This is a genomic window from Corticimicrobacter sp. (assembly GCF_040137905.1).
In the GTDB taxonomy this organism is placed as follows: domain Bacteria; phylum Pseudomonadota; class Gammaproteobacteria; order Burkholderiales; family Burkholderiaceae_B; genus Corticimicrobacter.
Genome location: NZ_JBEFDG010000054.1, coordinates 1 through 24,351 on the forward strand (window position 1 = coordinate 1; position 24,351 = coordinate 24,351).

Here is a 24,351-nt window from a genome sequence, read left to right on the forward strand (position 1 = left end):
GGGGGGGGGGGGAAGGGGGTTTTTTTGGGCGGGGGTCAGAAAAAAAAGGCCCCCACGCATATCGGGCGATATACCCTGGCTTACTTCAGCACGGACGCGATGGCGCTGGCGACGTAGTCGATATTGCCGCTGTTGAGTGCTGCTACGCAGATGCGGCCGCTCGAGACGGCGTAGATGCCATGTTCTGCACGCAATTGTTCGACCTGTTCGGCATTCAGGCCGGAGTAGGAGAACATGCCGCGTTGCGTCAGCACGAAGCTGAAATCATGGTCGGGGGCGCGGTCACGCAGTTTGTCGACCAGTTGGTGGCGCATTTCACGGATGCGGTCACGCATGCCACCCAGCTCATCTTCCCAGAGCTGGAACAGTTCCGGGTTGTTCAGGACGCGCGACACGACGGAACCACCATGGATGGGCGGATTGGAATAGTTGGTGCGGATTACGCGCTTGACCTGGCTCAGCACCCGAGTGGATTCGTCGGCCGAAGCGGTGACCAGCGTCAGAGCACCCACGCGTTCGCCGTACAGCGAGAACGACTTGGAGAACGACGAGCTGATCAGCATGCTGATGTTGGCATTGGCAAACAGGCGCACTACGGCGGCATCCTGAGCCAGGCCGTCGCCAAAGCCCTGGTAGGCAATGTCGAGGAAGGGCACCAGATTGCGGGCCTTGACGATGGAGGCGATCTCTTGCCATTGCGCCAGCGTGGGATCGACGCCCGTGGGGTTGTGGCAGCATGCATGCAGCACGACGATCGATTGCTCGGGCAGTGCGTTGAGTGAATCCTTCATGCCTTCGAAGTCGAGGCCGTGGGTTTCGGCATCATAGTAGGCATAGGTTTCGACGGGAAAGCCGGCACGCTCGAACAGGGCGCGGTGGTTTTCCCAACTGGGGTTGCTGATGGCAACACGGGCTTGCGGCAGCAGGCTTCGCAGGAAATCGGCACCGATCTTGAGTGCGCCCGTGCCGCCCAGGGCCTGGACCGTCAGCACGCGGCCTTCGGCGATTTGTGGCGCATCGGCACCGAGCAGCAGCTTCTGGGCACCCTGGTTGTAGCTGCCGATCCCTTCGATGGGCAGGTAGCTGCGTGCGGCGGCATCGGCCAGCAGTGCCGTTTCGGCCTTGCGTACGCTTTGCAGCAGAGGGATGCGTCCTTCGTCATCGTAGTACACGCCAACGCCCAGATTGACCTTGTTGGTACGGGTGTCGGCCTTGAACTGTTCATTCAGGCCCAGAATGGGATCACGGGGAGCAAGTTCTACCGAAGCGAAGAGGGAGCTCATGATATCGTCAGCTTGATTTGGGTATGGCAGGCCGGTGGACGCTGTCTTGCCTGACATGGATAATAGAAAGTTTGCGTCTAGTCAAAAGTCTAGCATGAGCGCTCCTGGCTTCGTCGATTTTCCGGATAGTCCTTTTCACCTGTACCAGCCCTATCCGCCGGCTGGCGATCAGCCTCGCGCCATCGGGCAACTGGTCGAAGGCGTGAGCGATGGTCTCATGGCCCAGACGCTGCTGGGGGTGACCGGTTCCGGCAAGACCTACACCATGGCGAACGTGATTGCCCGGCTTGGGCGTCCTGCACTGGTGCTGGCTCCCAACAAGACGCTGGCAGCGCAACTCTACGCCGAGATGCGGGAGTTCTTCCCTCGCAATGCTGTCGAGTATTTCGTGTCGTACTACGATTACTATCAGCCCGAGGCCTATGTGCCGACGCGGGATCTCTTCATCGAGAAAGACTCCTCGATCAATGAGCATATCGAGCAGATGCGCCTGTCGGCCACCAAAAGTCTGCTCGAACGTCGCGATACTGTCATCGTCGGCACGGTGTCGTGCATCTACGGTATCGGCAATCCAGGTGATTACCATGCCATGGTGCTGATTCTGCGCGCCGGCGACCAGGTGCCGCGTCGCGAGATCCTGGCTCGGCTGGTGGCCATGCAATACACCCGCAACGATGTCGACTTCACGCGCGGGACGTTCCGGGTGCGGGGCGAGACCATCGATATCTATCCTGCCGAAAGCGCGGAACTGGCGCTGCGCCTGACCCTGTTCGATGATGAAATCGAGAGCCTGGACCTGTTTGATCCGCTGACCGGGCGAGTGCGCCAGAGAGTGCCGCGCTTTACGGTGTATCCGGGATCGCATTACGTGACCCCACGCGAAACCGTCTTGAGGGCCATTGAAAGTATCAAGGACGAATTGCGTGAAAGGGTGGGCTTCCTGGTGGCCGGCGGCCATCTTGTGGAGGCGCAACGGCTGGAGCAGCGCACGCGTTTTGATCTCGAAATGCTGCAGGAACTGGGATTCTGCAAAGGAATCGAAAACTATTCCCGGCATCTTTCGGGTGCGGCACCAGGAGATCCTCCGCCAACGCTGATCGATTACCTGCCGGTCGATGCGCTTATGTTCATCGATGAGAGCCACGTCACGATAGGGCAGTTGGGAGCCATGTACAAAGGGGACCGGTCGCGCAAGGAAACGCTGGTTCAGTATGGTTTCCGGTTGCCGTCGGCACTCGATAACAGGCCTTTGCAGATGGCGGAGTTCGAAGTGCGGATGCGCCAGACTGTCTTCATCTCCGCCACGCCTGCCGATTACGAAGCACGGCATGCCGATGCCGTGATCGAGCAGGTCGTACGGCCGACAGGCTTGGTTGATCCTGTAGTGGAAGTGCGTCCGGCGCTGACGCAGGTGGATGACTTGCTGGGCGAGATCCGGCTGAGGGTTGTGGTGCAGGAGCGGGTGCTGGTCACCACGCTGACCAAGCGCATGGCCGAAGATCTGACCGACTACCTGGGGGAGCATGGCATCCGCGTACGCTATCTGCATTCGGATATCGATACAGTCGAACGGGTCGAGATTATTCGCGATCTGCGGCTGGGGGTGTTCGATGTCCTGGTCGGAATCAACCTGTTGCGCGAGGGACTGGATATTCCCGAAGTGTCGCTGGTGGCGATCCTGGACGCGGACAAGGAAGGCTTCCTGCGTTCCGAGCGCAGCCTGATCCAGACGATCGGGCGGGCGGCGCGCAACCTGCACGGCAGGGCCATTCTCTATGCGGATCGGGTCACGGGGTCGATGCAGCGTGCGCTGGCGGAAACCGAGCGCCGTCGCCAGGTGCAGGTGGCTTTCAATGCGGAGCATGGCATTACGCCCCAGGGCGTGCACAAGGAAGTGAGGGATCTCATCGATGGCGTTATTGATTCGAGGGAGAAGGCGGTTGACGTAGCCGTGCCGGACAATCTGGCCGAATTGGCAGGCAATGAGAAGGCGCTTGCACGTGAGATCAAGCGGCTCGAAAAGGCCATGCAGGAACATGCGCGCAATCTGGAATTCGAGCAGGCTGCCGCGGCGCGCGATGCCTTGCAGGCACTCAAGGCGCGTGTTCTGCTGGCATAGTGGGCGCGTGTGCATGCACTGATAAGCGATTTTTGCAGCGGATAGTGTCGTTTTATTGCAAAGAAAGCGAGGGTGTTTCTGGTTTGGGAATCGACGATGCGGCCCTGTTTCGAAGTCTTTCGAAAGGCTTTATGTTTTTATATAACTGTCTGTTTTTATTTGTATAAAGTTGATTTTTCGAGTGTGAACACAGGGATGTTCGGGCCGAAAAAGTGCTTGCCTTGTTAGGTGTTTTCCCGCACACTTACGGCCATGATGACCAAGGTTCTTTTCGTTAGCACAGGTAATATCTGCCGTTCCCCCAGTGCAGAAAGCGTGTTTCGTCGCATGATCGACGAGGCGGGTCTATCCGAGGCCGTCTTGGTGGATTCGGCGGGTACGCATGATTACCATATCGGTGAGGCACCCGATGCGCGTGCGCAGGCTGCTGCCCGCAAGCGTGGCTACGAAATTACCCACTGCGAAGCCCGTCAGATCTCGGTTGATGATTTCGCCGAGTCTGACATGATTCTGGTCATGGATTGGGATAATCTGACGGCGTTGCGCCAGCGTTGTCCCAAGCCGTACCTGCACAAGCTGAATTTGTTGATGCGCTACGCCAACGAATTCGAAGAGGCGACCGTGCCTGACCCGTATTACGGAGGGGTCGAAGGCTTTGGCAAGGTGCTCGACTATATCGAGGATGCCTGTCAGGGCGTGCTGGAGCAGATCCGCAAGCGGGTGCTTCAGTACCAGGCGGCTTAAGCCCCTTTTTGTCTGGCCCCGAACCGCGCACTGCGCGGTTTTTTGTGGATAAATCCCTAGTAAATTTGTCGGAAACCGGCTATACTTGACTTAATTGCTCGGGTATTGCCGGTTTTTTTATATGCAGGCAGCTCCGGGGTGTTAAAAGGGAGCCGAATATGCGCTTGACAACCAAAGGCCGTTTTGCAGTAACAGCCATGATCGATCTGGCCTTGCGCCAGCATAGTGGGCCGGTGACGCTGGCCGCGATCAGTGGCCGCCAGAATATATCGCTGTCCTATCTGGAGCAGCTTTTTGGCAAGTTGCGGCGGCATGAACTGGTCGAGAGCATGCGTGGTCCGGGTGGTGGCTATACGCTGGCCAAGCTGGCGCGTCACGTGACCGTTGCAGATATCATTTTCGCCGTGGACGAGCCGCTTGACGCCACCAACTGTGGTGGCAAGGGCAACTGTACACAGGGTGCGGATGGCAAGATGGGCAAGTGCATGACGCACGAGCTCTGGGCAACGCTCAATCGCAAGATGGTCGATTACCTTGATTCCGTCTCGCTGCAGGATCTGGTCGATCAGCAGCGCATGCGCGACCTCAAGGAAGCCACTGTGCTGCAGGAGCAGAAGGCCGCTGTCGTTGCCAAGCCACGTACGCGTCGTGCTGGCCGCCCGCCCGCGACGCAGGTCATCGCTTAACGGCACATCACTGTATACATTTTTTGCAGCAGGAACAGAGTCATGAGCAAACCGATTTACTTTGACAACTCCGCCACCACGCCTGTCGATCCTCGCGTGGTCGACAAAATGGTGCCCTGGCTGTACGAGCACTTCGGCAACCCGGCCTCGCGCAGCCATGCCTATGGCTGGGAAGCCGAGGAGGCTGTCGAGCAGGCGCGTGCGCAGGTGGCTGGGCTGGTCAATGCCGATCCCCGCGAGATCGTCTGGACCTCCGGTGCCACCGAGTCCGACAATCTGGCTCTCAAGGGTGCGGCACACTTCTATTCGGGGCGTGGCAAGCACATCATCACGGTCAAGACCGAACACAAGGCAATCCTGGATACCTGTCGGGAGCTGGAGCGTCAGGGCTTCGAACTGACGTACCTTGATGTACAGGAAAACGGCCTGCTCGATCTCGATGTGTTCCGTCAGACACTGCGTCCTGACACGATCCTGGTGTCGGTCATGCATGTCAACAATGAGATCGGGGTCATCCAGGATATCGCTGCGATTGGTGAAATCTGCCGTGAGAAGGGAATCGTCTTCCACGTCGACGCTGCGCAATCTGCTGGCAAGGTCGAGATCGACCTGCAGACGATCAAGGTTGACCTGATGTCGTTCTCTGCGCACAAGATCTACGGCCCCAAGGGGATCGGTGCGCTGTATGTGCGTCGCAAGCCACGTATCCGCCTCGAGGCGCAGATGCATGGTGGTGGTCACGAACGAGGTTTCAGGTCGGGTACGCTGGCGACGCACCAGATCGTTGGCATGGGTGAGGCATTCCGGATCGCCCGCGAAGAAATGGCCGAAGAGCGCCTGCGCATCGGGGCATTGCGGGATCGTCTGTGGGCTGGGCTGTCCCAGATCGAGGAGGTCTATCTCAATGGTGATACCGAGCAACGCATCCCTCACAACCTCAACGTCAGCTTCAACTATGTCGAGGGCGAGTCGTTGATCATGGCGATCAAGGAGCTGGCCGTTTCCAGTGGTTCGGCCTGCACCTCGGCCAGCCTGGAGCCTTCCTATGTGTTGCGCGCATTGGGCCGCAACGATGAATTGGCGCACAGCTCGATCCGTTTTACACTCGGGCGCTTCAATACCGAGCAGGACGTGGACTTTGCCATCGAGCTGCTCAAGGCCCGTGTAGGCAAGCTGCGCGACATGTCGCCGCTGTGGGAGATGGCCAAGGAAGGCATCGATCTCGACAGCGTCCAGTGGGCGGCGCATTGACGCGCGGATACGCGCAGGCCAACGGCATCAACAAAACAAGCAAGGAGCACGATCATGGCATACAGCGATAAAGTCCTGGATCATTACGAAAACCCCCGCAACGTGGGTGCCTTCGACAAGAGCGATGAAAGTGTCGGAACCGGCATGGTCGGAGCCCCGGCCTGTGGTGACGTCATGAAGCTGCAGATCAAGGTTGGACCCGATGACATCATCCAGGATGCGGTATTCAAGACCTACGGCTGTGGCTCGGCGATTGCCTCCAGCTCACTGGTGACGGAATGGGTCAAGGGCAAGACGCTTGATGAGGCACTGAGCATCCGCAATACCCACATCGCCGAAGAGCTGGCATTGCCTCCCGTCAAGGTGCATTGCTCCATCCTGGCCGAAGATGCCATCAAGGCTGCGGTCGAGGATTATCGCAACAAGCGCGGGTGAGTATCATGTCGGTTACGCTGACATCACGGGCGGCCGAGCATATCGGGCGCTATCTCCAGAAACGCGGCAAGGGTATCGGGCTGCGGGTGGGGGTGCGCACGACAGGGTGTTCGGGCATGGCCTACAAGCTGGAATATGTCGATGAGGTCGATAGCCAGGATCAGATGTTCGAGAGCCATGGCATCAAGGTCTTCATCGATCCCAAGAGTCTTCCCTATCTGGAGGGCACGCAGCTCGACTACGAGCGTCAGGGGCTGAATGAAGGATTCAAGTTCAGCAATCCCAACGAAAAGGCGACTTGCGGTTGCGGCGAGTCGTTCACGGTGTAACGTTTGACGCAGGAAGACTATTTCTCGTATTTTGGCTTGAAGCCTGCTTTTGCCATTGATCGTGACGCTCTGGACGCCGCCTGGCGTCAGGCGGCGGCGCGTGTGCATCCAGATCGCTTTGCGACGGCTGGCCCAACTGAAAAGCGCGTGGCCATGCAATGGGCCTCACGTATCAACGAAGCCTATCGCTGTCTGCGTTCTCCTCTGTCACGTGCCCGTTATCTGTGCGAGCAGGCAGGTGTCGATCTTCAGGTGGAAACCAATACCGCCATGCGGCCGGCTTTCCTGATGCAGCAGATGGAGTGGCGCGAAGCCCTTGACGAGCTGCGTGAGCAGCCTTCGATCGAGGCTGTTGCCGGTTTGCGTCAGACCCTGGTACAGGCTGGGGCGGATATCCAGGCCGACGTGGCGCGGCTGCTTGATGAGCAGCAGGATTACGAGGCGGCGGCAGCCCGGGTACGCGAATGGATGTTCCTCGAACGGATGGAACAGGCCATGGCGGATCTGGAAGCTTAGGGCAGTCGCTCTGATAAGGTATTTTTATGGCGTTGTTGCAAATCTCCGAACCCGGCCAGTCGCCGGTACCCCATCAGCGTTCGCTGGCAGTCGGCATTGATCTGGGAACTACACATTCGCTGGCTGCATCAGTGCGCAGTGGTCAGCCCGAAATACTGAACGATGCACAGGCGCGCGGGTTGCTGCCGTCGGTGGTGGCCTATATCGATGATGGCTCGATCCGTGTGGGCTGGGATGCACTGTCGGACGTGGCGGGCAGGGAGCAGACCCGCATTGCCTCGTTCAAGCGTTTCATGGGGCGTTCAGCCCAGGATGCACATGCCGCCGATGCGCCTTACACCTTTGCGGAAGGCGAGGGAATGGCTCGGGTGCAGACAGTGCAGGGACCACGTACGCCCGTCGAGATCTCAGCAGAGATCCTGCGCGTCCTGCGCGAGCGTGCCGAGGCATCTCTGGGCGGTGAACTGGTAGGAGCCGTTATTACGGTGCCCGCCTATTTTGATGATGCGCAACGCCAGGCGACACGCGATGCGGCACAACTGGCAGGCCTGACCGTTCTGCGCCTGCTCAATGAGCCTACGGCAGCGGCAATTGCCTACGGTCTGGACCACCAGGCTGAAGGTATCTATGCAGTCTATGACTTGGGTGGAGGCACCTTCGATGTCTCTATCCTGCGCCTGAGCAAGGGTGTTTTCGAGGTTATCGCTACGGGAGGCGATACGGCACTGGGTGGTGACGACTTCGATGCAGCCATCGTGCTGCATGTGTTGGCGCAGTCCGGCCATGATGCCGTACTTACCCATTCGGAGCGCAAGCAGTTGCTGGCCGAGGCCCGCCGTGTGCGCGAGTCCCTGACGGATAGCGACAGCGCCGTTTTTGAGGTGGTGCTGGTGTCAGGTCGCGCAGTCCATTGCGAGCTGTCCAGAACCACTTTCCAGGCACTGGCCCAACCGTTGGTCGAGCGTACCCTGCAATGGGTGCGACGTGCCCTGCGAGATGCAGCACTCCAGGAGGCCGACATCAAGGGTGTGGTCATGGTGGGTGGTGCTACGCGCATGCCGGTCGTGCGGCAGGCCGTCGAGGTATTCTTTGGCAGACCGCCCTTCACTGAACTGGATCCCGACAAGGTGGTTGCGCTGGGTGCTGCCCTGCAAGCCAACCTGCTCGCGGGCAACCATGCACCGGGCGACGACTGGCTGCTGCTGGATGTGATTCCGCTGTCGCTTGGCATCGAGACCATGGGTGGTCTGGTCGAGCGCATCATTGGTCGCAACAGCACCATTCCCGTCGCCAGGGCGCAGGAGTTCACTACCTTCAAGGACGGGCAGGGGGCCATGAGCTTTCATGTGGTGCAGGGCGAGCGCGAGCTGGTTTCTGACTGTCGCTCGCTCGCTCGCTTCGAACTGCGTGGCATTCCGCCCATGACAGCCGGCGCGGCGCGTATCCGAGTGACATTCCAGGTGGACGCCGATGGCTTGCTCAGTGTATCGGCGCAGGAGTTGAGTACGGGTGTGCAAGCCACGATCAGCGTCAAGCCCTCCTATGGCCTGTCCGACGACGAGATCGCCCGCATGCTGGCCGATGGCATGGCGCAGGCCGATGCCGATGCACAGGCGCGCATGCTGCGCGAGGCGCAGGTCGATGCTCGACGTTTGGTAGAATCCGTCGACGCTGCGTTGCAGGCTGATGCAGACCTGCTGGACACGCAAGAACGGATTGCTGTGGATGATGCGCTCAATGTGGCGCGTCAATGCGATCTCATGGACGATACGGCCCGGGTGAGGGCCGCTATCGAGCAATTGACCCAGGCGACCGATGCCTTTGCTGCCCGCCGCATGGACCGGAGTATCCGTGCTGCGCTGGCTGGGCGCGCGGTTGACGATATCCTTTCCTGACACTATGCCCAAGCTGACTGTATTGCCCCATCCCGATTTCTGCCCGGACGGTGCCGTGATCGAAGACGCGCCCGAAGGCGTTTCGGTATGCCGTGTGCTGCTCGACCATGATATCGAGGTCGAGCATGCCTGCGAGCTTTCCTGTGCCTGCACGACCTGCCACGTAGTGGTTCGCGAGGGGTTCGACTCGCTCGATGAGGCCAGTGATACCGAAGAGGATATGCTTGACCGCGCCTGGGGGCTGGAGCCGACTTCGCGACTGTCCTGCCAGGCGAAAATTGGCTCGGAAGACCTGATTGTCGAGATTCCACGCTATACCATCAACCATGCCAAGGAAAATCACTGAGGAGGGCGGATCATGAAATGGACGGATAGCCAAGAGATTGCCTTTGCCCTGGTGGATGCCCATCCCGATGTGGATCCACGTACCATCCGCTTTACCGACCTGCACCGCTGGGTGACTGAGTTGCCGGATTTTGATGATGCGCCGGACCGCAGCAATGAAAAAATTCTGGAAGCCATCCAGATGCTGTGGATCGAAGAGTCGGACTGACCGTGACCGATTTGCGAAGATGCGTCGATGCTGGTAGGATGTTTTCATGATTTCGAACCGCGTACCCTTTTATTTTTATTTTTTTGGATTTCCAATGCCGCTGGCGGAGGGAAGGGATACGCCTTACTCGAACCAATAGTTCAAGTTTCCTCGAAAAGCCGCCAGCACTGGCGGCTTTTTTTGTGCCGCCAGACCGACGGTACGGGGTATGACAAGCAGGCACTCGATGTGCCGACCCTACCAGGAGTTTTTCGTGTTGCACAATACCGACGATATTCGAATCCGTGAAATCAAAGAGCTGGCACCGCCCGCGCATGTGATGCGCGAGTTTCCCTGCAGCATGCAGGCCTCGGCCGTGGTCCACAAGTCGCGCCAGGAACTGCATCGCATCCTGCATGGCATGGATGATCGCCTGGCTGTGGTAATCGGACCGTGCTCGATTCACGATACGCAGGCTGCGCTGGAATATGCCCGGCGGCTGATTGCGGTACGCGAGCGTCTGGGAAGCGAGCTGGAAATCGTCATGCGTGTCTATTTCGAAAAGCCGCGTACCACGGTTGGCTGGAAAGGCCTGATCAACGATCCCGATCTGGATGGCAGCTTCAATATCAACAAGGGCCTGCGCGTGGCGCGCGAACTGTTGCTGGAAATCAATGAGCTGGGCATGCCGGCAGGCTGCGAGTTTCTGGACATGATTACCCCGCAGTACATTGCCGATCTGGTGGCCTGGGGGGCCATTGGTGCACGTACCACCGAAAGCCAGGTACATCGTGAACTGGCGTCGGGCCTGTCGTGTCCGGTCGGCTTCAAGAACGGGACCAACGGGGGTGTCAAGATTGCGGTCGATGCGATCAAGGCTGCCTCGCAGCCGCACCATTTCCTGTCCGTCACCAAGGGAGGCCACTCCGCGATTGTGTCGACCGGAGGCAACGAAGACTGTCATCTCATCCTGCGCGGTGGCGACAAGCAGCCCAATTACGATGCGGCCAGTGTGGAAGAGGCCTGCAGGGATATGGCCAAGTCCGGCCTGGCGCAGCGTGTGATGATCGATGTCAGCCATGCCAACAGCAGCAAAAAACCCGAGAACCAGCCCATTGTCGCTGCCGACGTGGCGGCTCAGGTCGCCGGTGGCGATACCCGCATTATCGGCCTGATGGTTGAAAGCCATCTGGTGGCTGGCCGTCAGGACCAGATACCGGGCCAGTCGCTGGCCTATGGACAGAGCATCACCGATGGCTGCATCGACTGGGATAGCTCGGTCGCGGTGCTGGAGGGCCTGGCAGCGGCCGTCCGTGAGCGACGCAATCGCGTGATCAGCGCCGGCAAGTGACTGATCCGGCCAGGCTGTTGCCCCATGGGCAGTTTGGTGTCGTTCCCAAGTCCAAACCGCAATATGGGGCAGCCGTGCCCATGCGACAAGCATGGCAGCAGGGATTAAACTGTCGGATTATTCTTCATCGCTACAATCGGACGTTACCCTCCACGGCGCGTCCGTGCACAGACCCATGAACCTGTCAGACACCCACGCGGCCGTGCGCCGCCCCGTTCCCCAGGAACTGCTGGACGTGCTCGCCAGCCATTTTGGCACACGATGCTCGCAGGCCGATGCCGTCCTTGAACATCACGGCCGTGATGAGTCTCCGTACCCGGTGACGCCGCCGGATGTCGTCATCTTTGCCGAGTCGACTGAGGAAGTCGTGCTGGTTGCCAAGCTGTGCAGCCAATACAAGGTTCCCCTGATTCCCTACGGTGCCGGCTCTTCGCTGGAAGGACATTTCCTGGCCATTCAGGGCGGTGTCACACTCAACCTGCAGGGGCTGAACCGGATCGTTTCGGTCAACGCCGAGGATCTCACAGCGACTGTGCAGGCGGGCGTTACGCGCAAGCAGCTCAATGAAGAGATTCGTGATACTGGTCTCTTCTTTCCGATCGATCCGGGCGCCGATGCGAGCCTGGGGGGGATGGCGGCAACGCGAGCGTCCGGGACCAATGCGGTGCGCTACGGCACCATGCGCGAAAATGTCGTGAACCTGACGGTCGTGACGGCAGATGGGCGCGTACTGCGTACTGCTGGACGGGCCCGCAAGTCGTCTGCGGGCTACGACCTGACCCGCATTTTCGTGGGCAGCGAAGGCACCCTGGGCATCATCACCGAAGTGACGGTGCGTCTTTACCCCCAGCCAGAAGCCGTATCGGCGGCAATCTGTACCTTCGATACGCTCGACAGCGCGGTCAAGTGCGTGATCGATACCATCCAGATGGGCGTGCCGGTGGCGCGCGTCGAGTTCATGGATGCCAATGCCGTGCGCACGGTCAACCAGTACAGCAAGCTGTCCCTGCGCGAAAGCCCCATGCTGCTGTTCGAATTCCATGGCAGCCCCGAGGGCGTCAAGGAGCAGGCCGAGGTGGTGCAGGATCTGGCACGCGAGCATGGCGGCCATGACTTCGAATGGGCCGAAAGGCCCGAAGACCGCAGCCGCCTGTGGACGGCACGGCACAATGCCTATTTCGCCGGTGTGCAGTCGCGCCCGGGTTGCCGTTCCAGCACGACCGATGTCTGCGTGCCGATCTCGCGCCTGGCCGATTCGGTCGGTGCAGCGGCTCGCCTGCTGGAGCAGGCACCGTTCCCCTACACTATCGTCGGCCATGTCGGCGATGGGAACTATCACGTCCTGATGCTGCTCGATCCCGAGGATACTGCCGAGTGGAAGCTGTCCGAAGAAATCAACCATGCGATCGTGCGCCAGGCCATCGAGGTCGGTGGTACCTGCACGGGCGAGCATGGTATCGGCATGCACAAGATGCAGTTCATGCGGGACGAGTTCGATCCGGCTGCGCTGGAGCTGATGCGCAGCCTCAAGCAGGCGTTCGATCCCGACAATCTGCTCAATCCCGGCAAGATCGTTTGAGTGCCTGCAACATGAATACACAGGTACGAAGCAAAGGCAGGGTCGTTATCGGGATGTCCGGCGGGGTCGACTCGTCGGTTGCGGCCTGGTTGCTCAAGCAGCAGGGCTACGAGGTCATCGGTCTGTTCATGAAGAACTGGGAAGACGACGACGATAGCGAATACTGCTCGTCGCGCCAGGACTGGCTCGATGCAGCCAGCGTGGCTGACCTGGTCGGGGTGGATATCGAAGCCGTCAATTTTGCGGCAGAGTACAAGGAACGAGTCTTTGCCGAGTTCCTGCGTGAATACTCGGCAGGTCGTACGCCCAATCCGGATGTGCTGTGCAATGCCGAAATCAAGTTCAAGGCTTTCCTTGATCATGCCATGACGCTGGGGGCCGACCTGATTGCCACGGGCCACTATGCCCGTGTGCGGGCGGTGGAAGTGGAGGGGGGCGTGCAGCATCAGTTGCTCAAGGCGCTTGATGCCTCCAAGGATCAGAGTTATTTTCTGCATCGCCTGAATCAGGCGCAACTGTCGCGCACTCTGTTTCCGCTGGGTGAAATCGAAAAAACCGAAGTGCGTCGGCTGGCACGCGAAATCGGATTGCCCAACGCGGCCAAGAAAGATTCCACCGGGATCTGCTTCATCGGCGAGCGGCCCTTTCGCGAATTCCTGTCACGCTATCTGCAGACCGCACCTGGACCAATGCTGACTCCGGATGGCCAGCAGGTCGGCGAGCATGTCGGGCTGTCGTTCTATACACTCGGCCAGCGCAAGGGGCTGGGTGTGGGTGGCATCAAGGGACGACAGGCAGCAGATGGCACGGCCGATGCCTGGTATGTGGTACGCAAGGATATGCAGCGCAATGTGCTGTACGTGGCGCAGGGGCACGATCATCCCTGGCTGCAGACGCATACCTTGCACGCCGGGCAGGTCAGCTGGGTTGCCGGGCACATGCCAGTACCTGGACGCTACGCTGCCAAGACGCGCTATCGCCAGGCTGATGCAGCATGCATGTTGCAGCCTCTGGCTGTCGAGCCGGGTGGTGCATTCTCGCTGTCGTTCGATGAGGCCCAGTGGGCCGTCACGCCAGGACAGTCGGCCGTGCTGTATGACGGCGACATCTGTCTGGGGGGCGGAATCATCGAGTAAACATCGGTGGCCTGAATAAATTTGGCCCGGGTTGCGGCATCATCCTGCTGCAACCCGGGCCAAATTTTTCAGAACTCCCGGCTGCGCGCCGATCTGTAGGTGCGCAGCCGGAGACCCCTGGCGTGTGTTTCAGGCCGCAGGCGGTGGTGTGGTGTCGCTGAAAGAACTGCGTGTCAGCAGCTTGTCGTAAAGGCGCGACAGGGCGGGGCGGTTCTGACGCCAGTCGAGCTCGGGGAAACGGAAGTCGAGATAGCCAAGTGCGCAGCCGACAGCGACATCGGCCAGGGTGTAGCTGATGCCGGTGCAAAAGCTCAGTTCTCCGAGGTCTTTTTCCATGGCATCGAGCGCGGCATCGATCTTGGCCTGCTGGCGCGTGATCCAGCTGGCGCTGCGCTGACGCGAGGTGCGCTGGGTCTGCTCGACCAGGATGGCGACGGCCGCTTCCTGCAGCCCATCGGCCAGCGCTTCCCAGCATTTGACCTGGGCGCGATCACGCCCGGAGGCCGGGATCAGTCGGCTGACCGGAGATAAGGTATCGAGGTACTCGACGATCACACGCGAATCGAATAGCGCGGTACCGTCTTCCATGACCAGGCAGGGCACCTTGCCCAGTGGATTGAATTGCTGGATGGCGCTGTCGGCGGACCATACGTCTTCCAGCTCGAACTGGTAGTCGAGTTTCTTGTCCGCCATCACGATCCGCACCTTGCGGACGAAAGGGCTGGTAAGCGAACCAAGCAGTTTCATGGCACACATCATAAAAACGGAAGGCGCGCGAAGTATAGCAGGAGGATCTTGATAGCGTGTCTCAATGCCACACCAAATTAATTCGAATTGACAAGTCCGGAGGGGCATGCGGGGTGCAATGCTAGAATCCACATGATCCTTATCAACCGCCTGTGCGCAGAGACTGCGCATTTCACTGTCTTATCCTGACTATCATGCAACTCGTTTCCGACCTTACTTCCCTCAATGCCTTGTCACCCCTGGACGGGCGCTACGCTGCGCGTGGTCATGCCTTGCGCGGACTGCTGTCCGAAGCGGGTTTCATGGCGCATCGGGTCGAGGTCGAAGTGGCATGGCTGGTCGCCCTGTCCGATGCCGGGCTGCCCGAGCTGCCGCCGTTTGGCGCACAGGCCCGCAAGCGCCTGCAGCAACTGGTGGCGGATTTTTCAGAGCTTGATGCGGCGCGCATCAAGGAAATCGAGCGCGTCACCAACCACGATGTCAAGGCCGTCGAGTACTGGCTCAAGGAAAAGGTCGCGGACATTCCCGAACTGGCTGCGGCTGGCGAGTTCATCCATTTTGCCTGCACCTCGGAAGATATCAACAATACGTCCCATGCGCTGATGCTGACGCGTGCTCGCGACGAAGCCGTGTTGCCGGTGCTGCGCCGTCTGTCGGATACGCTGCGTGATCTGGCCGCCACCCATGCAGCGCAACCCATGCTGTCGCGCACGCACGGTCAACCGGCCAGCCCGACGACCCTGGGCAAGGAGTTCGCCAACGTCGCGGTGCGCCTGCAGCGCGCCATCACAGATATCGAACAGGTCGTGCCGCTGGCCAAGCTCAACGGTGCCACCGGTAACTACAACGCACATCTGTCCGCCTACCCCGAGATCGACTGGCAGCGCTTTTCCGGTCAGGTGCTCGCGGGGTTGGGGCTGACCCAGAACCGCCATACCATCCAGATCGAACCGCATGACTGGATGGCGGTCCTGTTCGATGCCGTGGCACGCGCCAACGTCATCCTGCTCGACCTCAATCGTGATGTCTGGGGCTATATCTCGCTGGGCTATTTCAAGCAGCGTCTGAAAGAGGGCGAGGTTGGCTCGTCTACCATGCCGCACAAGGTCAATCCCATCGACTTCGAAAACTCCGAGGGCAACCTGGGACTGGCCAATGCCGTGTTGCGCCACCTCTCGGAGAAACTGCCGGTATCGCGCTGGCAGCGTGACCTGACTGATTCCACGGTGCTGCGCAATCTGGGCGTGGCCTTTGGCTATTGCCTGGTGGCATGGGATGCCTGCCTGCGCGGTCTGGGCAAGCTCGAGATCAATACGCAGGCCATCGATGACGATATCGACCAGTGCTGGGAAGTACTGGCTGAGCCGGTGCAGACCGTGATGCGTCGCTACGGCCTGCCGCAACCTTACGAACAGCTCAAGGCGCTGACGCGTGGCAAGGGTATCACTGGCCCGGCATTGCGTGAGTTCATCGAAGGTCTGGCATTGCCCGAAGAGGCTCGCCAGCGCCTGCTCGACATGACCCCGCGCAGCTATATCGGTCTGGCGGCCAAGCTGGCCAACGATCTGGACTGAGAGATTGCAATACACATGCCCGGATTCGCCGGGCATGTCTGTGGCTGCTGATTTTTGGGCAACTCAGAGGTCGCTGATGAGGTTCTTGGTCAGCTGGCTTTGGGTGGCGTAGATGTTTCCTGGTGCAGCCATTCCCGCCAGATGGCGACCAGCAGCGCCATCAGGACCGGGCCGACGAACAATCCCACGAATCCCATGGTTTGCACGCCGCCGACCAGTCCGAAGAACGTCGGCAGGAAGGGCAGCTTGACCGGGCCGCCCACCAGTCGGGGGCGCATGGTCTTGTCGACGATGAAGAGTTCGACCGATCCCCAGGCAAACAGGGCCAGCCCGGCCACGGCGTGTCCGGAACCGACCAGGTAAAGCGATACCAGCGTGAAGGACAGGGGGGCACCGCCCGGGATCAGTGCCATGAAGCCTGTAATCACGCCCAGCAGTACGGGCGAGGGTACACCGGCCAGCCAGTAGGCAATGCCGAGTACCACGCCTTCGCCGATGGCGATCAGGCCCATGCCTGTGACAGTCGAGCCGATGGTGGCCGGCACGACGCGTGAAAAGCGCTGCCAGCGATCCGGCAGGATGCGCTCGCCCAGGATATCGAGTTGGCGTGCGATGTGGGCCCCGTCCTTGTAGACGAAGAACAGCGTGATCAGCATGAACAGGACGGTCAGCGCCAGGTGAAAGACATTGCCGGTGGCCGAGAGCGCCATGCGGTAGATATTGCCGAGATGCTGGCCGCTCAGCAGTTGTACCCAGTCGCCCAGCGCATTGGGTTCGCCAAGGTGATCGACCCAATAGGCGGCCAGGCGCGCACCGATGATCGGCAGATCGGTGATCCATTGCGGCACGTCCACGCCGTTGCGGTTGGCATCGACCAGCCAGCCGATGAAAGAACTGGCTTCCTTGATGGCATACGAGAGCGCCAGTGACAGCGGCAACACCAGTACGACGCAGATCAGCAGCAGCGCACCGCTGGCTGCCAGAGTATTGTTGCCGCGGCAGACACGCAGCCAGCGCCGGTACAGGGGCCAGCTTGCAAAACCGATGATGAGTGCAGCCAGCGCCGGCACCAGGAAGCCGCTGAAGAAATACACGCCGGCCAGCAGGATCAGAACCAACAGTGACCGTGCAATCAGGGAGGCAGGCAGGACAGGTGGCATGGCGTTTTCATCTCGGTCAGGATCGACGATTATTGCAGGTGTGTGCCCGGCGCGCTACATCGGCATTGACAATTGGCAAAACATAGTCGATTAAAGCCATGCATATGGTATGATCGGAGCAGATGATGATTTCTTTTGGTACCGGATATTCTTGGCTGACACCATGCGCATTCTGACGACACAGCGAACTACTTGCGGGCATGCCCGCTAGTCGCGTTTGTCGTGGAGTGAGTCGTCAGGCGATGTTGAAAGTCTGAGGTTCCACAAAGTGATCCAGAACGCGGCCCAGGCCGCGTTTTTCGTTTCCGGCGCATGGGTGCCGGAAATTGGCTGAATTTTTGTTGCGGGCGACACGCCCAGGAAATTTGAAAATGGTGCAGATTACTCTTCCAGATGGTTCGCAACGCCAGTATCCCGGCCCGGTCACCGTGGCCGATGTGGCGCAATCCATCGGTGCGGGCCTGGCGCGAGCCGCCCTTGCCGGGCGCGTGTCCGGTACCGGTGGAACCAGCCGGCTGGTCGATACCAGCCACCTGATCGAACAGGATGCGAATCTGTCCATCATCACCGCCAAGGATCGTGACGGCGTGGACGTGCTGCGCCACTCGACGGCCCACTTGTTGGCCTATGCGGTCAAGGATCTGTTTCCCGATGCGCAGGTCACCATCGGTCCGGTGATCGACAACGGTTTCTACTACGATTTTGCCTACGAGCGTCCGTTTACGCCCGAGGACCTGGAACTGATCGAAAAGCGCATGCACGAACTCGCCAAGAAAGATGAAGTGGTGCAGCGTGAAGTCTGGACCCGCAACGATGCCGTCGCGTTCTTCAAGGGTATTGGCGAGGACTACAAGGCCGAGATCATCGAATCGATACCAGAGGATCAGGTGCTGAGCATGTATCGCGAAGGCGATTTCATCGACCTGTGCCGCGGCCCCCACGTACCTTCCACCGGCAAGCTCAAGGTGTTCAAGCTGATGAAGGTGGCCGGTGCCTACTGGCGTGGCGATAGCAACAATGAAATGCTGCAGCGGATCTATGGCACGGCCTGGGCGACCAAGGAAGACCAGGATGCCTACCTGCACATGCTGGAGGAAGCCGAGAAACGCGACCACCGCAAGCTGGGGCGCGAGCTTGATCTGTTCCACTTCCAGGAAGAGGCGCCGGGTGCGGTGTTCTGGCATCCCAACGGCTGGACGCTGTTCCAGCAACTGATCAGCTACATGCGCCAGCGCCACAACGAGGCGGACTATGTCGAGGTCAATACGCCCGACGTCATGGATCGCTGCCTGTGGGAAATCTCCGGTCACTGGGGTAACTACCGTGACCACATGTTCACCACGCAGACCGAGGATGAACGCATATTCGCCCTCAAGCCCATGAACTGCCCGGGTGCGGCATCGTTGTTCGGCCATGGCCTGCGCAGCTACCGCGACCTGCCGCTGCGCATGGCCGAATTCGGCAAGGTGCACCGCTACGAGCCTTCGGGAGCGCTGCATGGCCTGATGCGGGTGCGTCATTTCACCCAGGATGATGCGCACGTCTTCTGTACGCCTGGCCAGATGGAAGAGGAATGCCGCCACGTGATCGACCTGACGCTGGGGATCTATCGTCAGTTCGGCTTCAATGACGTGACCATCAAGCTGTCGACTCGTCCGGCCAATCGGATCGGCTCCGACGAACTCTGGGACCGTCTGGAGGGGGCGCTGTCGAGCGCACTCGATGGCATGGGTCTGAGCTATCAGTTGAATCCCGGTGAAGGTGCCTTCTATGGCCCCAAGCTGGAGTTCGTGCTGCGTGATGCGATCGGCCGCGACTGGCAGTGCGGTACGCTGCAGGTCGACCTCAACCTGCCCGAGCGCTTCGGGCTCGAGTATGTTGCGGAAAACGGACAGCGCGAGCGACCCGTGATGCTGCACCGTGCCTTCTTCGGTTCGCTGGAGCGTTTCACCGGCATTTTGCTGGAACACTACAGTGGCGCGTTGCCGACCTGGCTGTCGCCGGTGCAGGCGGTGGTCTGCTGCATTTCCGAGCCGTCGGCAGAGTATGCGGAACAGGTGTTCAAGCAGTTGAAAGAAAAGGGTTTCCGCGTCAAGGCCGATGTGCGTAGCGAGAAAATCACCTACAAGGTGCGCGAGCACAGTCTGCAGAAGGTTCCGTATATCCTGGTCGTGGGTGACAAGGAACGCCAGTCCGGCCAGGTGGCCGTGCGTGTACGCGGCGGCGGAGATCTGGGTGTGATGCCGCTGGAGGCCTTCGAGGCACACCTGGCAGAGGATGTCGCCAGCGGCGGCAACCGCGCCTAACTCGGCTACAATCGGCCGAAAGGGTATTGCAGTCTGATACCCGCTTTATCTTTTATTTTTCAGGGAGTCGTTAACATCGCAACCGAAAAGAAACATCGCATCAATGGTGAGATCCGTGTCCCCGAGGTACGCCTGATTGGTATCGAGGGGGAACAGTTGGGCGTCGTCAAGACTGTCGAGGCGCTCCGGCTGTCCGAACAGAATGAAGTGGATCTTGTTGAGATCGCGCCGACTGCGGAGCCGCCGGTGTGTCGCCTCATGGACTACGGCAAGTTCCGTTACCAGGAGCAGAAGCGTCAGCAGGAAGCCCGCTCCAAGCAAAAGGTGATCCAGGTCAAGGAAGTCAAGTTCCGTCCTGCCACCGACGAGGGCGATTACCAGGTCAAGCTGCGTAACCTCAAGCGCTTCCTCGATGATGGTGACAAGGCCAAGGTGACGTTGCGTTTTCGCGGTCGCGAAATGGCTCACCAGGAGTTCGGCATGAAAGTGCTAGAGCGCGTGCGTGATGATCTGGTCGAGCTGGCACAGGTCGAAGCCATGCCCAAGCTCGAAGGTCGCCAGATGGTCATGGTTCTGGCACCTCGCAAGAAAGCGCCCGGCAAGGGCGACGGCGCAGCTTCCTGAACCATCCGCCTGACCGGGTACGGCTGCATGACGACGATTCGGTGCAATGCGGCCATTTACCTGCAGCCCGCCGCTGATTCAGCGGGCGGGCTTTTTTGTCACCGGGCCGGGTTTGTGCCAAGACAAGCAAGACCCTTTTTTCGAGAATCAAGACGATGCATGTACTAATCATTCTGGATCCGCTGCCTGGCCTGAAGGCGTACAAGGACTCGACCGTGGCCATGATGCGCAGCCTGACTGCGCGCGGGCATCGGATCAGCGTAGCGGGCCAGGGCGATCTGTTTATCGATGGTGGGGCGGTCATGTCCAGCGTGACCGGCATCGAGCTGGTCGATGGGGCCGATCTGCATGGCCATGACTGGTGGCGCGATACCTCGCCTGCAGAGGATCTGGAACTGTCGGCCTTCGATGCTGTCATCATGCGCAAGGATCCGCCGTTCGACATGGAGTATGTGTATGCCACGCACCTGCTCGAATATGCCGAGGCCCAGGGGGCCCGGGTATTCAATGCCGGTGCGGCCATCCGCAATCATCCCGAGAAACTGACCATTACCGAGTTCGCCCGCTTTACGACGCCGACACTGGTCAGCCGTGATCCTGCCAGGATCCGGGCATTCCATGCCGTGCATGGTGATGTGATCGTCAAGCCGCTCGATGGCATGGGGGGCATGGGTATTTTCCGCCTGCAGCGCCAGGAGCCCAACCTGAATGCCATCCTGGAAACACTGACCCATGACGGTACGCGCAGCATCATGGCGCAACGTTATATTCCCGAAATCGTACAGGGCGACAAGCGCGTGCTGGTGATTGGCGGCCGCCCTGTGCCATATGCCCTGGCACGCATTCCCCTGGCGGGCGAGACCCGCGGCAACCTGGCAGCAGGTGGCCGTGGCGTTGCCCAGCCGCTGACCGCCCGGGACATGGAGATCGCTACGGCACTCGGGCCGGTACTGGCTGCGCGTGGCCTGTTGCTGGTTGGCCTCGATATCATTGGTGATTGCCTGACCGAAGTCAACGTGACCAGCCCGACGTGCTTTGTCGAAATCACGGAGCAGACCGGCTTTGACGTGGCGGGGATGTTTGTCGATGCGCTGGAGGCAGCTCTGGCAACGGTGGCGGAGCCGTCGCAATGATCGGCCTGGTGCTGGTTGCCCATCAGCCGCTTGCAACTGCGCTGGGCGAGGGCATACAGCATGTGTTTGGTGATCAGGCAGCGCTGGTGCTGCGCGATATCCGGCCTGACGAGGATTGTGTCCAGGCAAGTCGTCGGTTGGCTGCCGATATCGCTGCTGTCGATAGTGGCCAGGGCGTCCTGGTGCTGACCGATGTGCAGGGTGCCACGCCGACCAATATTGCCTGCGAGGCGGTGCGCGATGCCATGTCGGCCGGACATGTCGCGACAGTCCTGTCCGGTACCAACCTGCCTATGCTGCTGCGCGTGGTCAACCAGCGCCTGCGCGAACCGGGTCTCGACCTTGGGGAATTGGCCCAGCGTGCGCTTGAGGGCGGGCGCGACGGTGTAGTCCTGATTCACTTTTCTTCCAATGGACAATAACGCACTTGCCTGCGGGCAGGTATGTCACCATGCACACTATCGATATCGTCATCAGCAACAAACTGGGCCTGCATGCACGGGCCGCCGCCAAGCTGACCCAATTGGCGGGCAAGTTCTCCTCGGAAATTTTTATTGCACGCGGTGAGCGCCGTGTGAATGCCAAGAGTATTATGGGCGTATTGATGCTGGCTGCCGGGCAAGGCATCACGGTTCGCCTGGACGCCGAGGGGGGCGATGCCGCCGAGGCGCTGCAGGCGATACAAGCCCTTTTCGAAGACAAGTTTGGTGAAGGCGAGTAATGGCCATAGTGTCGCTGCGCGGACAAGGTGTCGCGCGAGGATATGCGATCGGGCGGGCAGTGGTGATGGATGCCGCCGTCCTGGAGGTCGCGCACCATCGCATTGCCGAGCATGAGGTCGAGGCCGAATGCGCTCGCCTGCATACTGCCTTGCAGGTTGCGCAGCAACGGCTGTCCGAGATGGCTCGAGCCCTGCCTGCCGATACCCCGGCGGAGCTGGGTGCCGTTCTCAATGTCCATGCCCTGCTGCTGGCCGATCCTGAGCTGGAAAGGCCTGCGCTCAAGCTGATCCGTGAGCGTCACTACAATGCCGAATGGGCGCTGACCGCATGTGGCAGTGCGTTGGGCGAACAGTTTGCGCAGATGGAAGACGCCTACCTGCGTGAACGCGCCACGGATATCCGCCAGGCCATTGAGCGCGTGCTGATGGCGCTGGTCGGTGCCGATGCAGATATTCTCTGTGCGGCACACCGGATGGCGGAGCATCACGATGAACCATTGATCGTGGTGGCGCATGATATTGCACCTGCCGACATGCTGCATCTGCGCGAAGGGCGTTTTGCTGCTTTCGTGACGGATCTGGGCGGTCCTACGTCACATACCGCCATCGTGGCCCGCAGCATGGGTGTGCCAGCCGTTGTAGCCGTCGGCAATGCCCGCACGCTGATCCGGGATGGCGATCAACTGGTGGTGGATGGTGCGACCGGGGGTGTCATCATCAATCCCTCGGCGCAGGTGCTCGAAGAGTATCGTCAGCGCAAGCAGCAGTTCCTGCAGGAGCGCGCGGAACTGGCACTGCTCAGTTCGGCACCGGCTGTCACGCTCGATGGCGTGGCGATCACCCTCAATGCCAATATCGAGCTGCCAGACGAGGCCGCAGCAGCTTGCAGGGCCGGTGCGGAAGGGGTTGGCCTGTTTCGAACGGAATTCCTGTTCATGGGGCGCAATCATCTGCCCGATGAGGAAGAGCAATATCGGGCTTATGCCGAGGCGGTCAAGGGCATGGCCGGACGGCCCGTCACCATCCGCACGCTCGATATCGGGGCTGACAAGTCACTGCTCAATGAACCTGCCGTGGCGACCAATCCGGCCCTGGGGTTGCGTGCCATCCGCTATTGCCTGGCGCATCCGGATATCTTCGCGACCCAGTTGCGTGCCATTCTGCGGGCTTCGGCGCATGGCCAGGTGCGTATCCTGATTCCGATGGTCGCTCATATGCACGAGGTGCATGCCACCCGCCAGGCGCTGGCATCGGCCAAAGCCGAATTGGTGGCACGCGGCCAGCCCTTTGACGATCAGGTGCAACTGGGGGCCATGGTCGAGATTCCGGCCACGGCCATCGCCATCGAGCCTTTTGCCGAAAATCTCGATTTCCTGTCGATCGGTACCAACGATCTGATCCAGTACACGCTGGCAATCGATCGGGGTGACACCGAGGTTGCCCATCTGTATGACAGTCAGCATCCCGCCGTCTTGCGGCTGATCGCGCAGACCATCAATGCCGGCGTGCGCTACGGCAAGCCGGTGGCGGTATGCGGTGAAATGGCCGGCGATGCCACGCTGACCCGCCTGCTGCTGGGCATGGGGCTGACGCAGTTTTCCATGCATGCCAGCCAGATGCTGGAGGTCAAGCGCGAGATTCGCAGCGCGCATTCCAATGCGTTGCGTGCCAAGGTCGCCATTGCGCTCAATCGCGCCGAGCGGGTCGATCTGAAGGCACTTTGATATTCAGGCGTATTTAAAAAGGCCTCCCGCAGTACGCCGCGGGAGGCCTTTTTTGCTGGATCCGCCTGGTACGGATCCATTGTCATCGCAGGATAGGGATCAACTGTGGTAGGCCGATTCTCCGTGTTCGCTGATATCCAGGCCGGCACGTTCGACTTCTTCGCTGACGCGGATGCCGCCGCAGATCTTGCCGCTGACCCAGTAGGCCACGAGTGCCACGACCGCAGACCAGGCGACGGTGATCAGCACGCCTTCGAGCTGGACCCACAGTTGGCCGCCGATTTCACCGACACTGGCCAGGCCGGGGCCGCCGAATGCCTGGGCATTGAAGATGCCGGTCAGCAGCGCGCCGATGATGCCGCCCACGCCGTGGATGCCGAACACGTCGAGCGTGTCGTCGGCCTTGAGCATGTGCTTGAGACCGTTGACGCCCCAGACGCAGACCAGGCTGGTCAGGATACCGATGATCAGGGCACCGAAGGGACCGACGAGACCGGCACCCGGGG

23 protein-coding genes and 1 pseudogene are annotated in these 24,351 nt (G+C 60.2%); 20 read left to right on the forward strand and 4 right to left on the reverse strand.

Going from position 1 to position 24,351, the window contains the following annotated elements; genetic code table 11:
• Nucleotides 1–80: 80 nt before the first annotated feature.
• The gene (locus tag ABN482_RS09390) at nucleotides 81–1,283 is read right to left on the reverse strand and encodes an amino acid aminotransferase (protein WP_349503740.1); all 1,203 of its coding nucleotides are present in this window, start codon (nucleotides 1,281–1,283) and stop codon (nucleotides 81–83) included.
• 94 nt (nucleotides 1,284–1,377) lie between these two features.
• Here ABN482_RS09390 and uvrB point away from each other — a divergent pair, with 94 nt between their 5' ends.
• The 13 genes from uvrB to mnmA all read left to right on the forward strand — a co-directional run bounded on the left by uvrB (nucleotide 1,378) and on the right by mnmA (nucleotide 13,856).
• Nucleotides 1,378–3,402 carry an excinuclease ABC subunit UvrB gene (uvrB, locus tag ABN482_RS09395; protein WP_349503741.1) on the forward strand — a complete coding sequence of 675 codons (2,025 nt, stop codon included), beginning with the start codon at nucleotides 1,378–1,380 and terminating at the stop codon, nucleotides 3,400–3,402.
• A 252-nt stretch (nucleotides 3,403–3,654) separates the two neighbouring features.
• Nucleotides 3,655–4,146 (forward strand): low molecular weight protein-tyrosine-phosphatase, encoded by a 492-nt coding sequence (locus ABN482_RS09400; protein WP_349503742.1) that lies wholly within the window; start codon nucleotides 3,655–3,657, stop codon nucleotides 4,144–4,146.
• A gap of 158 nt (nucleotides 4,147–4,304) precedes the next feature.
• On the forward strand, nucleotides 4,305–4,832 hold the full coding sequence (locus ABN482_RS09405; RefSeq protein WP_349503743.1) for a Fe-S cluster assembly transcription factor: 528 nt from the start codon (nucleotides 4,305–4,307) through the stop codon (nucleotides 4,830–4,832).
• Between the two features lie 42 nt (nucleotides 4,833–4,874).
• The gene (locus ABN482_RS09410) at nucleotides 4,875–6,083 is read left to right on the forward strand and encodes an IscS subfamily cysteine desulfurase (protein WP_349503744.1); all 1,209 of its coding nucleotides are present in this window, start codon (nucleotides 4,875–4,877) and stop codon (nucleotides 6,081–6,083) included.
• 54 nt (nucleotides 6,084–6,137) lie between these two features.
• Entirely contained in the window at nucleotides 6,138–6,518 is a 381-nt protein-coding gene (gene iscU, locus ABN482_RS09415; protein ID WP_349503745.1) for a Fe-S cluster assembly scaffold IscU, read from the forward strand.
• Nucleotides 6,519–6,523: 5 nt separating this feature from the next.
• Complete coding sequence (iscA, locus tag ABN482_RS09420) at nucleotides 6,524–6,847, forward strand: iron-sulfur cluster assembly protein IscA (protein ID WP_349503746.1); 324 nt, start codon at nucleotides 6,524–6,526, stop codon at nucleotides 6,845–6,847.
• A gap of 3 nt (nucleotides 6,848–6,850) precedes the next feature.
• Nucleotides 6,851–7,363 (forward strand): Fe-S protein assembly co-chaperone HscB, encoded by a 513-nt coding sequence (hscB, locus tag ABN482_RS09425; RefSeq protein ID WP_349503747.1) that lies wholly within the window; start codon nucleotides 6,851–6,853, stop codon nucleotides 7,361–7,363.
• A gap of 26 nt (nucleotides 7,364–7,389) precedes the next feature.
• Nucleotides 7,390–9,258 (forward strand): Fe-S protein assembly chaperone HscA, encoded by a 1,869-nt coding sequence (hscA, locus tag ABN482_RS09430; protein ID WP_349503748.1) that lies wholly within the window; start codon nucleotides 7,390–7,392, stop codon nucleotides 9,256–9,258.
• A gap of 4 nt (nucleotides 9,259–9,262) precedes the next feature.
• Entirely contained in the window at nucleotides 9,263–9,604 is a 342-nt protein-coding gene (gene fdx, locus ABN482_RS09435; protein ID WP_349503749.1) for an ISC system 2Fe-2S type ferredoxin, read from the forward strand.
• A gap of 12 nt (nucleotides 9,605–9,616) precedes the next feature.
• A complete protein-coding gene (gene iscX, locus ABN482_RS09440; RefSeq protein ID WP_143858425.1) occupies nucleotides 9,617–9,811 on the forward strand; it encodes a Fe-S cluster assembly protein IscX in 195 nt (64 codons plus the stop codon).
• A gap of 253 nt (nucleotides 9,812–10,064) precedes the next feature.
• A complete protein-coding gene (aroG, locus tag ABN482_RS09445; RefSeq protein WP_349503750.1) occupies nucleotides 10,065–11,141 on the forward strand; it encodes a 3-deoxy-7-phosphoheptulonate synthase AroG in 1,077 nt (358 codons plus the stop codon).
• Between the two features lie 175 nt (nucleotides 11,142–11,316).
• Nucleotides 11,317–12,720 carry an FAD-binding oxidoreductase gene (locus tag ABN482_RS09450; RefSeq protein ID WP_349503751.1) on the forward strand — a complete coding sequence of 468 codons (1,404 nt, stop codon included), beginning with the start codon at nucleotides 11,317–11,319 and terminating at the stop codon, nucleotides 12,718–12,720.
• An 11-nt stretch (nucleotides 12,721–12,731) separates the two neighbouring features.
• Nucleotides 12,732–13,856: a tRNA 2-thiouridine(34) synthase MnmA gene (gene mnmA / locus ABN482_RS09455; protein ID WP_349503752.1), complete on the forward strand. Its 1,125-nt coding sequence runs from the start codon at nucleotides 12,732–12,734 to the stop codon at nucleotides 13,854–13,856.
• Between the two features lie 129 nt (nucleotides 13,857–13,985).
• On the opposite strand, the gene ABN482_RS09460 is transcribed toward mnmA, so the two are convergent.
• The gene (locus tag ABN482_RS09460) at nucleotides 13,986–14,603 is read right to left on the reverse strand and encodes a glutathione S-transferase (protein WP_143858422.1); all 618 of its coding nucleotides are present in this window, start codon (nucleotides 14,601–14,603) and stop codon (nucleotides 13,986–13,988) included.
• A gap of 194 nt (nucleotides 14,604–14,797) precedes the next feature.
• Between ABN482_RS09460 and purB the strand changes: the two genes are divergently transcribed.
• On the forward strand, nucleotides 14,798–16,177 hold the full coding sequence (gene purB, locus ABN482_RS09465) for an adenylosuccinate lyase (RefSeq protein ID WP_349503753.1): 1,380 nt from the start codon (nucleotides 14,798–14,800) through the stop codon (nucleotides 16,175–16,177).
• 89 nt (nucleotides 16,178–16,266) lie between these two features.
• Here the strand turns inward: purB and ABN482_RS09470 are convergent, their stop codons facing one another.
• A complete protein-coding gene (locus ABN482_RS09470) occupies nucleotides 16,267–17,337 on the reverse strand; it encodes an AI-2E family transporter (RefSeq protein ID WP_349503754.1) in 1,071 nt (356 codons plus the stop codon).
• A 371-nt stretch (nucleotides 17,338–17,708) separates the two neighbouring features.
• On the opposite strand from ABN482_RS09470, the gene thrS reads away from it, so the two are divergent.
• The 6 genes from thrS (at nucleotide 17,709) to ptsP (ending at nucleotide 23,845) form a co-directional block, all read left to right on the forward strand.
• The gene (gene thrS / locus ABN482_RS09475) at nucleotides 17,709–19,643 is read left to right on the forward strand and encodes a threonine--tRNA ligase (RefSeq protein WP_349503755.1); all 1,935 of its coding nucleotides are present in this window, start codon (nucleotides 17,709–17,711) and stop codon (nucleotides 19,641–19,643) included.
• A 54-nt stretch (nucleotides 19,644–19,697) separates the two neighbouring features.
• The gene (gene infC, locus ABN482_RS09480) at nucleotides 19,698–20,267 is read left to right on the forward strand and encodes a translation initiation factor IF-3 (protein WP_349503760.1); all 570 of its coding nucleotides are present in this window, start codon (nucleotides 19,698–19,700) and stop codon (nucleotides 20,265–20,267) included.
• Nucleotides 20,268–20,422: 155 nt separating this feature from the next.
• The gene (gene gshB, locus ABN482_RS09485) at nucleotides 20,423–21,400 is read left to right on the forward strand and encodes a glutathione synthase (protein ID WP_349503756.1); all 978 of its coding nucleotides are present in this window, start codon (nucleotides 20,423–20,425) and stop codon (nucleotides 21,398–21,400) included.
• Entirely contained in the window at nucleotides 21,397–21,822 is a 426-nt protein-coding gene (locus tag ABN482_RS09490) for a PTS sugar transporter subunit IIA (RefSeq protein ID WP_349503757.1), read from the forward strand. Before gshB ends, ABN482_RS09490 begins: the two co-directional genes overlap by 4 nt.
• Before the next feature lie 29 nt (nucleotides 21,823–21,851).
• Entirely contained in the window at nucleotides 21,852–22,121 is a 270-nt protein-coding gene (locus tag ABN482_RS09495; protein WP_349503758.1) for an HPr family phosphocarrier protein, read from the forward strand.
• Nucleotides 22,121–23,845 carry a phosphoenolpyruvate--protein phosphotransferase gene (ptsP, locus tag ABN482_RS09500; RefSeq protein ID WP_349503759.1) on the forward strand — a complete coding sequence of 575 codons (1,725 nt, stop codon included), beginning with the start codon at nucleotides 22,121–22,123 and terminating at the stop codon, nucleotides 23,843–23,845. Before ABN482_RS09495 ends, ptsP begins: the two co-directional genes overlap by 1 nt.
• A gap of 99 nt (nucleotides 23,846–23,944) precedes the next feature.
• Here ptsP and ABN482_RS09505 read toward each other — a convergent pair.
• A pseudogene (locus ABN482_RS09505) lies at nucleotides 23,945–24,351 on the reverse strand (ammonium transporter); the annotation flags it as partial.

Bases quoted from the DNA above. Each gene is read 5' to 3' on its own strand.
- ABN482_RS09460 (WP_143858422.1), bottom strand. From the start codon at position 14,603: ATGAAACTGCTTGGTTCGCTTACCAGCCCTTTCGTCCGCAAGGTGCGG.
- ABN482_RS09450 (WP_349503751.1), top strand. From the start codon at position 11,317: ATGAACCTGTCAGACACCCACGCGGCCGTGCGCCGCCCCGTTCCCCAG.
- ABN482_RS09405 (WP_349503743.1), top strand. From the start codon at position 4,305: ATGCGCTTGACAACCAAAGGCCGTTTTGCAGTAACAGCCATGATCGAT.
- ABN482_RS09410 (WP_349503744.1), top strand. From the start codon at position 4,875: ATGAGCAAACCGATTTACTTTGACAACTCCGCCACCACGCCTGTCGAT.
- purB (WP_349503753.1), top strand. From the start codon at position 14,798: ATGCAACTCGTTTCCGACCTTACTTCCCTCAATGCCTTGTCACCCCTG.
- iscA (WP_349503746.1), top strand. From the start codon at position 6,524: ATGTCGGTTACGCTGACATCACGGGCGGCCGAGCATATCGGGCGCTAT.
- ABN482_RS09400 (WP_349503742.1), top strand. From the start codon at position 3,655: ATGATGACCAAGGTTCTTTTCGTTAGCACAGGTAATATCTGCCGTTCC.
- iscU (WP_349503745.1), top strand. From the start codon at position 6,138: ATGGCATACAGCGATAAAGTCCTGGATCATTACGAAAACCCCCGCAAC.
- ABN482_RS09490 (WP_349503757.1), top strand. From the start codon at position 21,397: ATGATCGGCCTGGTGCTGGTTGCCCATCAGCCGCTTGCAACTGCGCTG.
- ABN482_RS09495 (WP_349503758.1), top strand. From the start codon at position 21,852: ATGCACACTATCGATATCGTCATCAGCAACAAACTGGGCCTGCATGCA.
- gshB (WP_349503756.1), top strand. From the start codon at position 20,423: ATGCATGTACTAATCATTCTGGATCCGCTGCCTGGCCTGAAGGCGTAC.
- ABN482_RS09390 (WP_349503740.1), bottom strand. From the start codon at position 1,283: ATGAGCTCCCTCTTCGCTTCGGTAGAACTTGCTCCCCGTGATCCCATT.
- iscX (WP_143858425.1), top strand. From the start codon at position 9,617: ATGAAATGGACGGATAGCCAAGAGATTGCCTTTGCCCTGGTGGATGCC.
- hscA (WP_349503748.1), top strand. From the start codon at position 7,390: ATGGCGTTGTTGCAAATCTCCGAACCCGGCCAGTCGCCGGTACCCCAT.
- mnmA (WP_349503752.1), top strand. From the start codon at position 12,732: ATGAATACACAGGTACGAAGCAAAGGCAGGGTCGTTATCGGGATGTCC.
- ABN482_RS09470 (WP_349503754.1), bottom strand. From the start codon at position 17,337: ATGCCACCTGTCCTGCCTGCCTCCCTGATTGCACGGTCACTGTTGGTT.
- uvrB (WP_349503741.1), top strand. From the start codon at position 1,378: ATGAGCGCTCCTGGCTTCGTCGATTTTCCGGATAGTCCTTTTCACCTG.
- ptsP (WP_349503759.1), top strand. From the start codon at position 22,121: ATGGCCATAGTGTCGCTGCGCGGACAAGGTGTCGCGCGAGGATATGCG.
- thrS (WP_349503755.1), top strand. From the start codon at position 17,709: ATGGTGCAGATTACTCTTCCAGATGGTTCGCAACGCCAGTATCCCGGC.
- fdx (WP_349503749.1), top strand. From the start codon at position 9,263: ATGCCCAAGCTGACTGTATTGCCCCATCCCGATTTCTGCCCGGACGGT.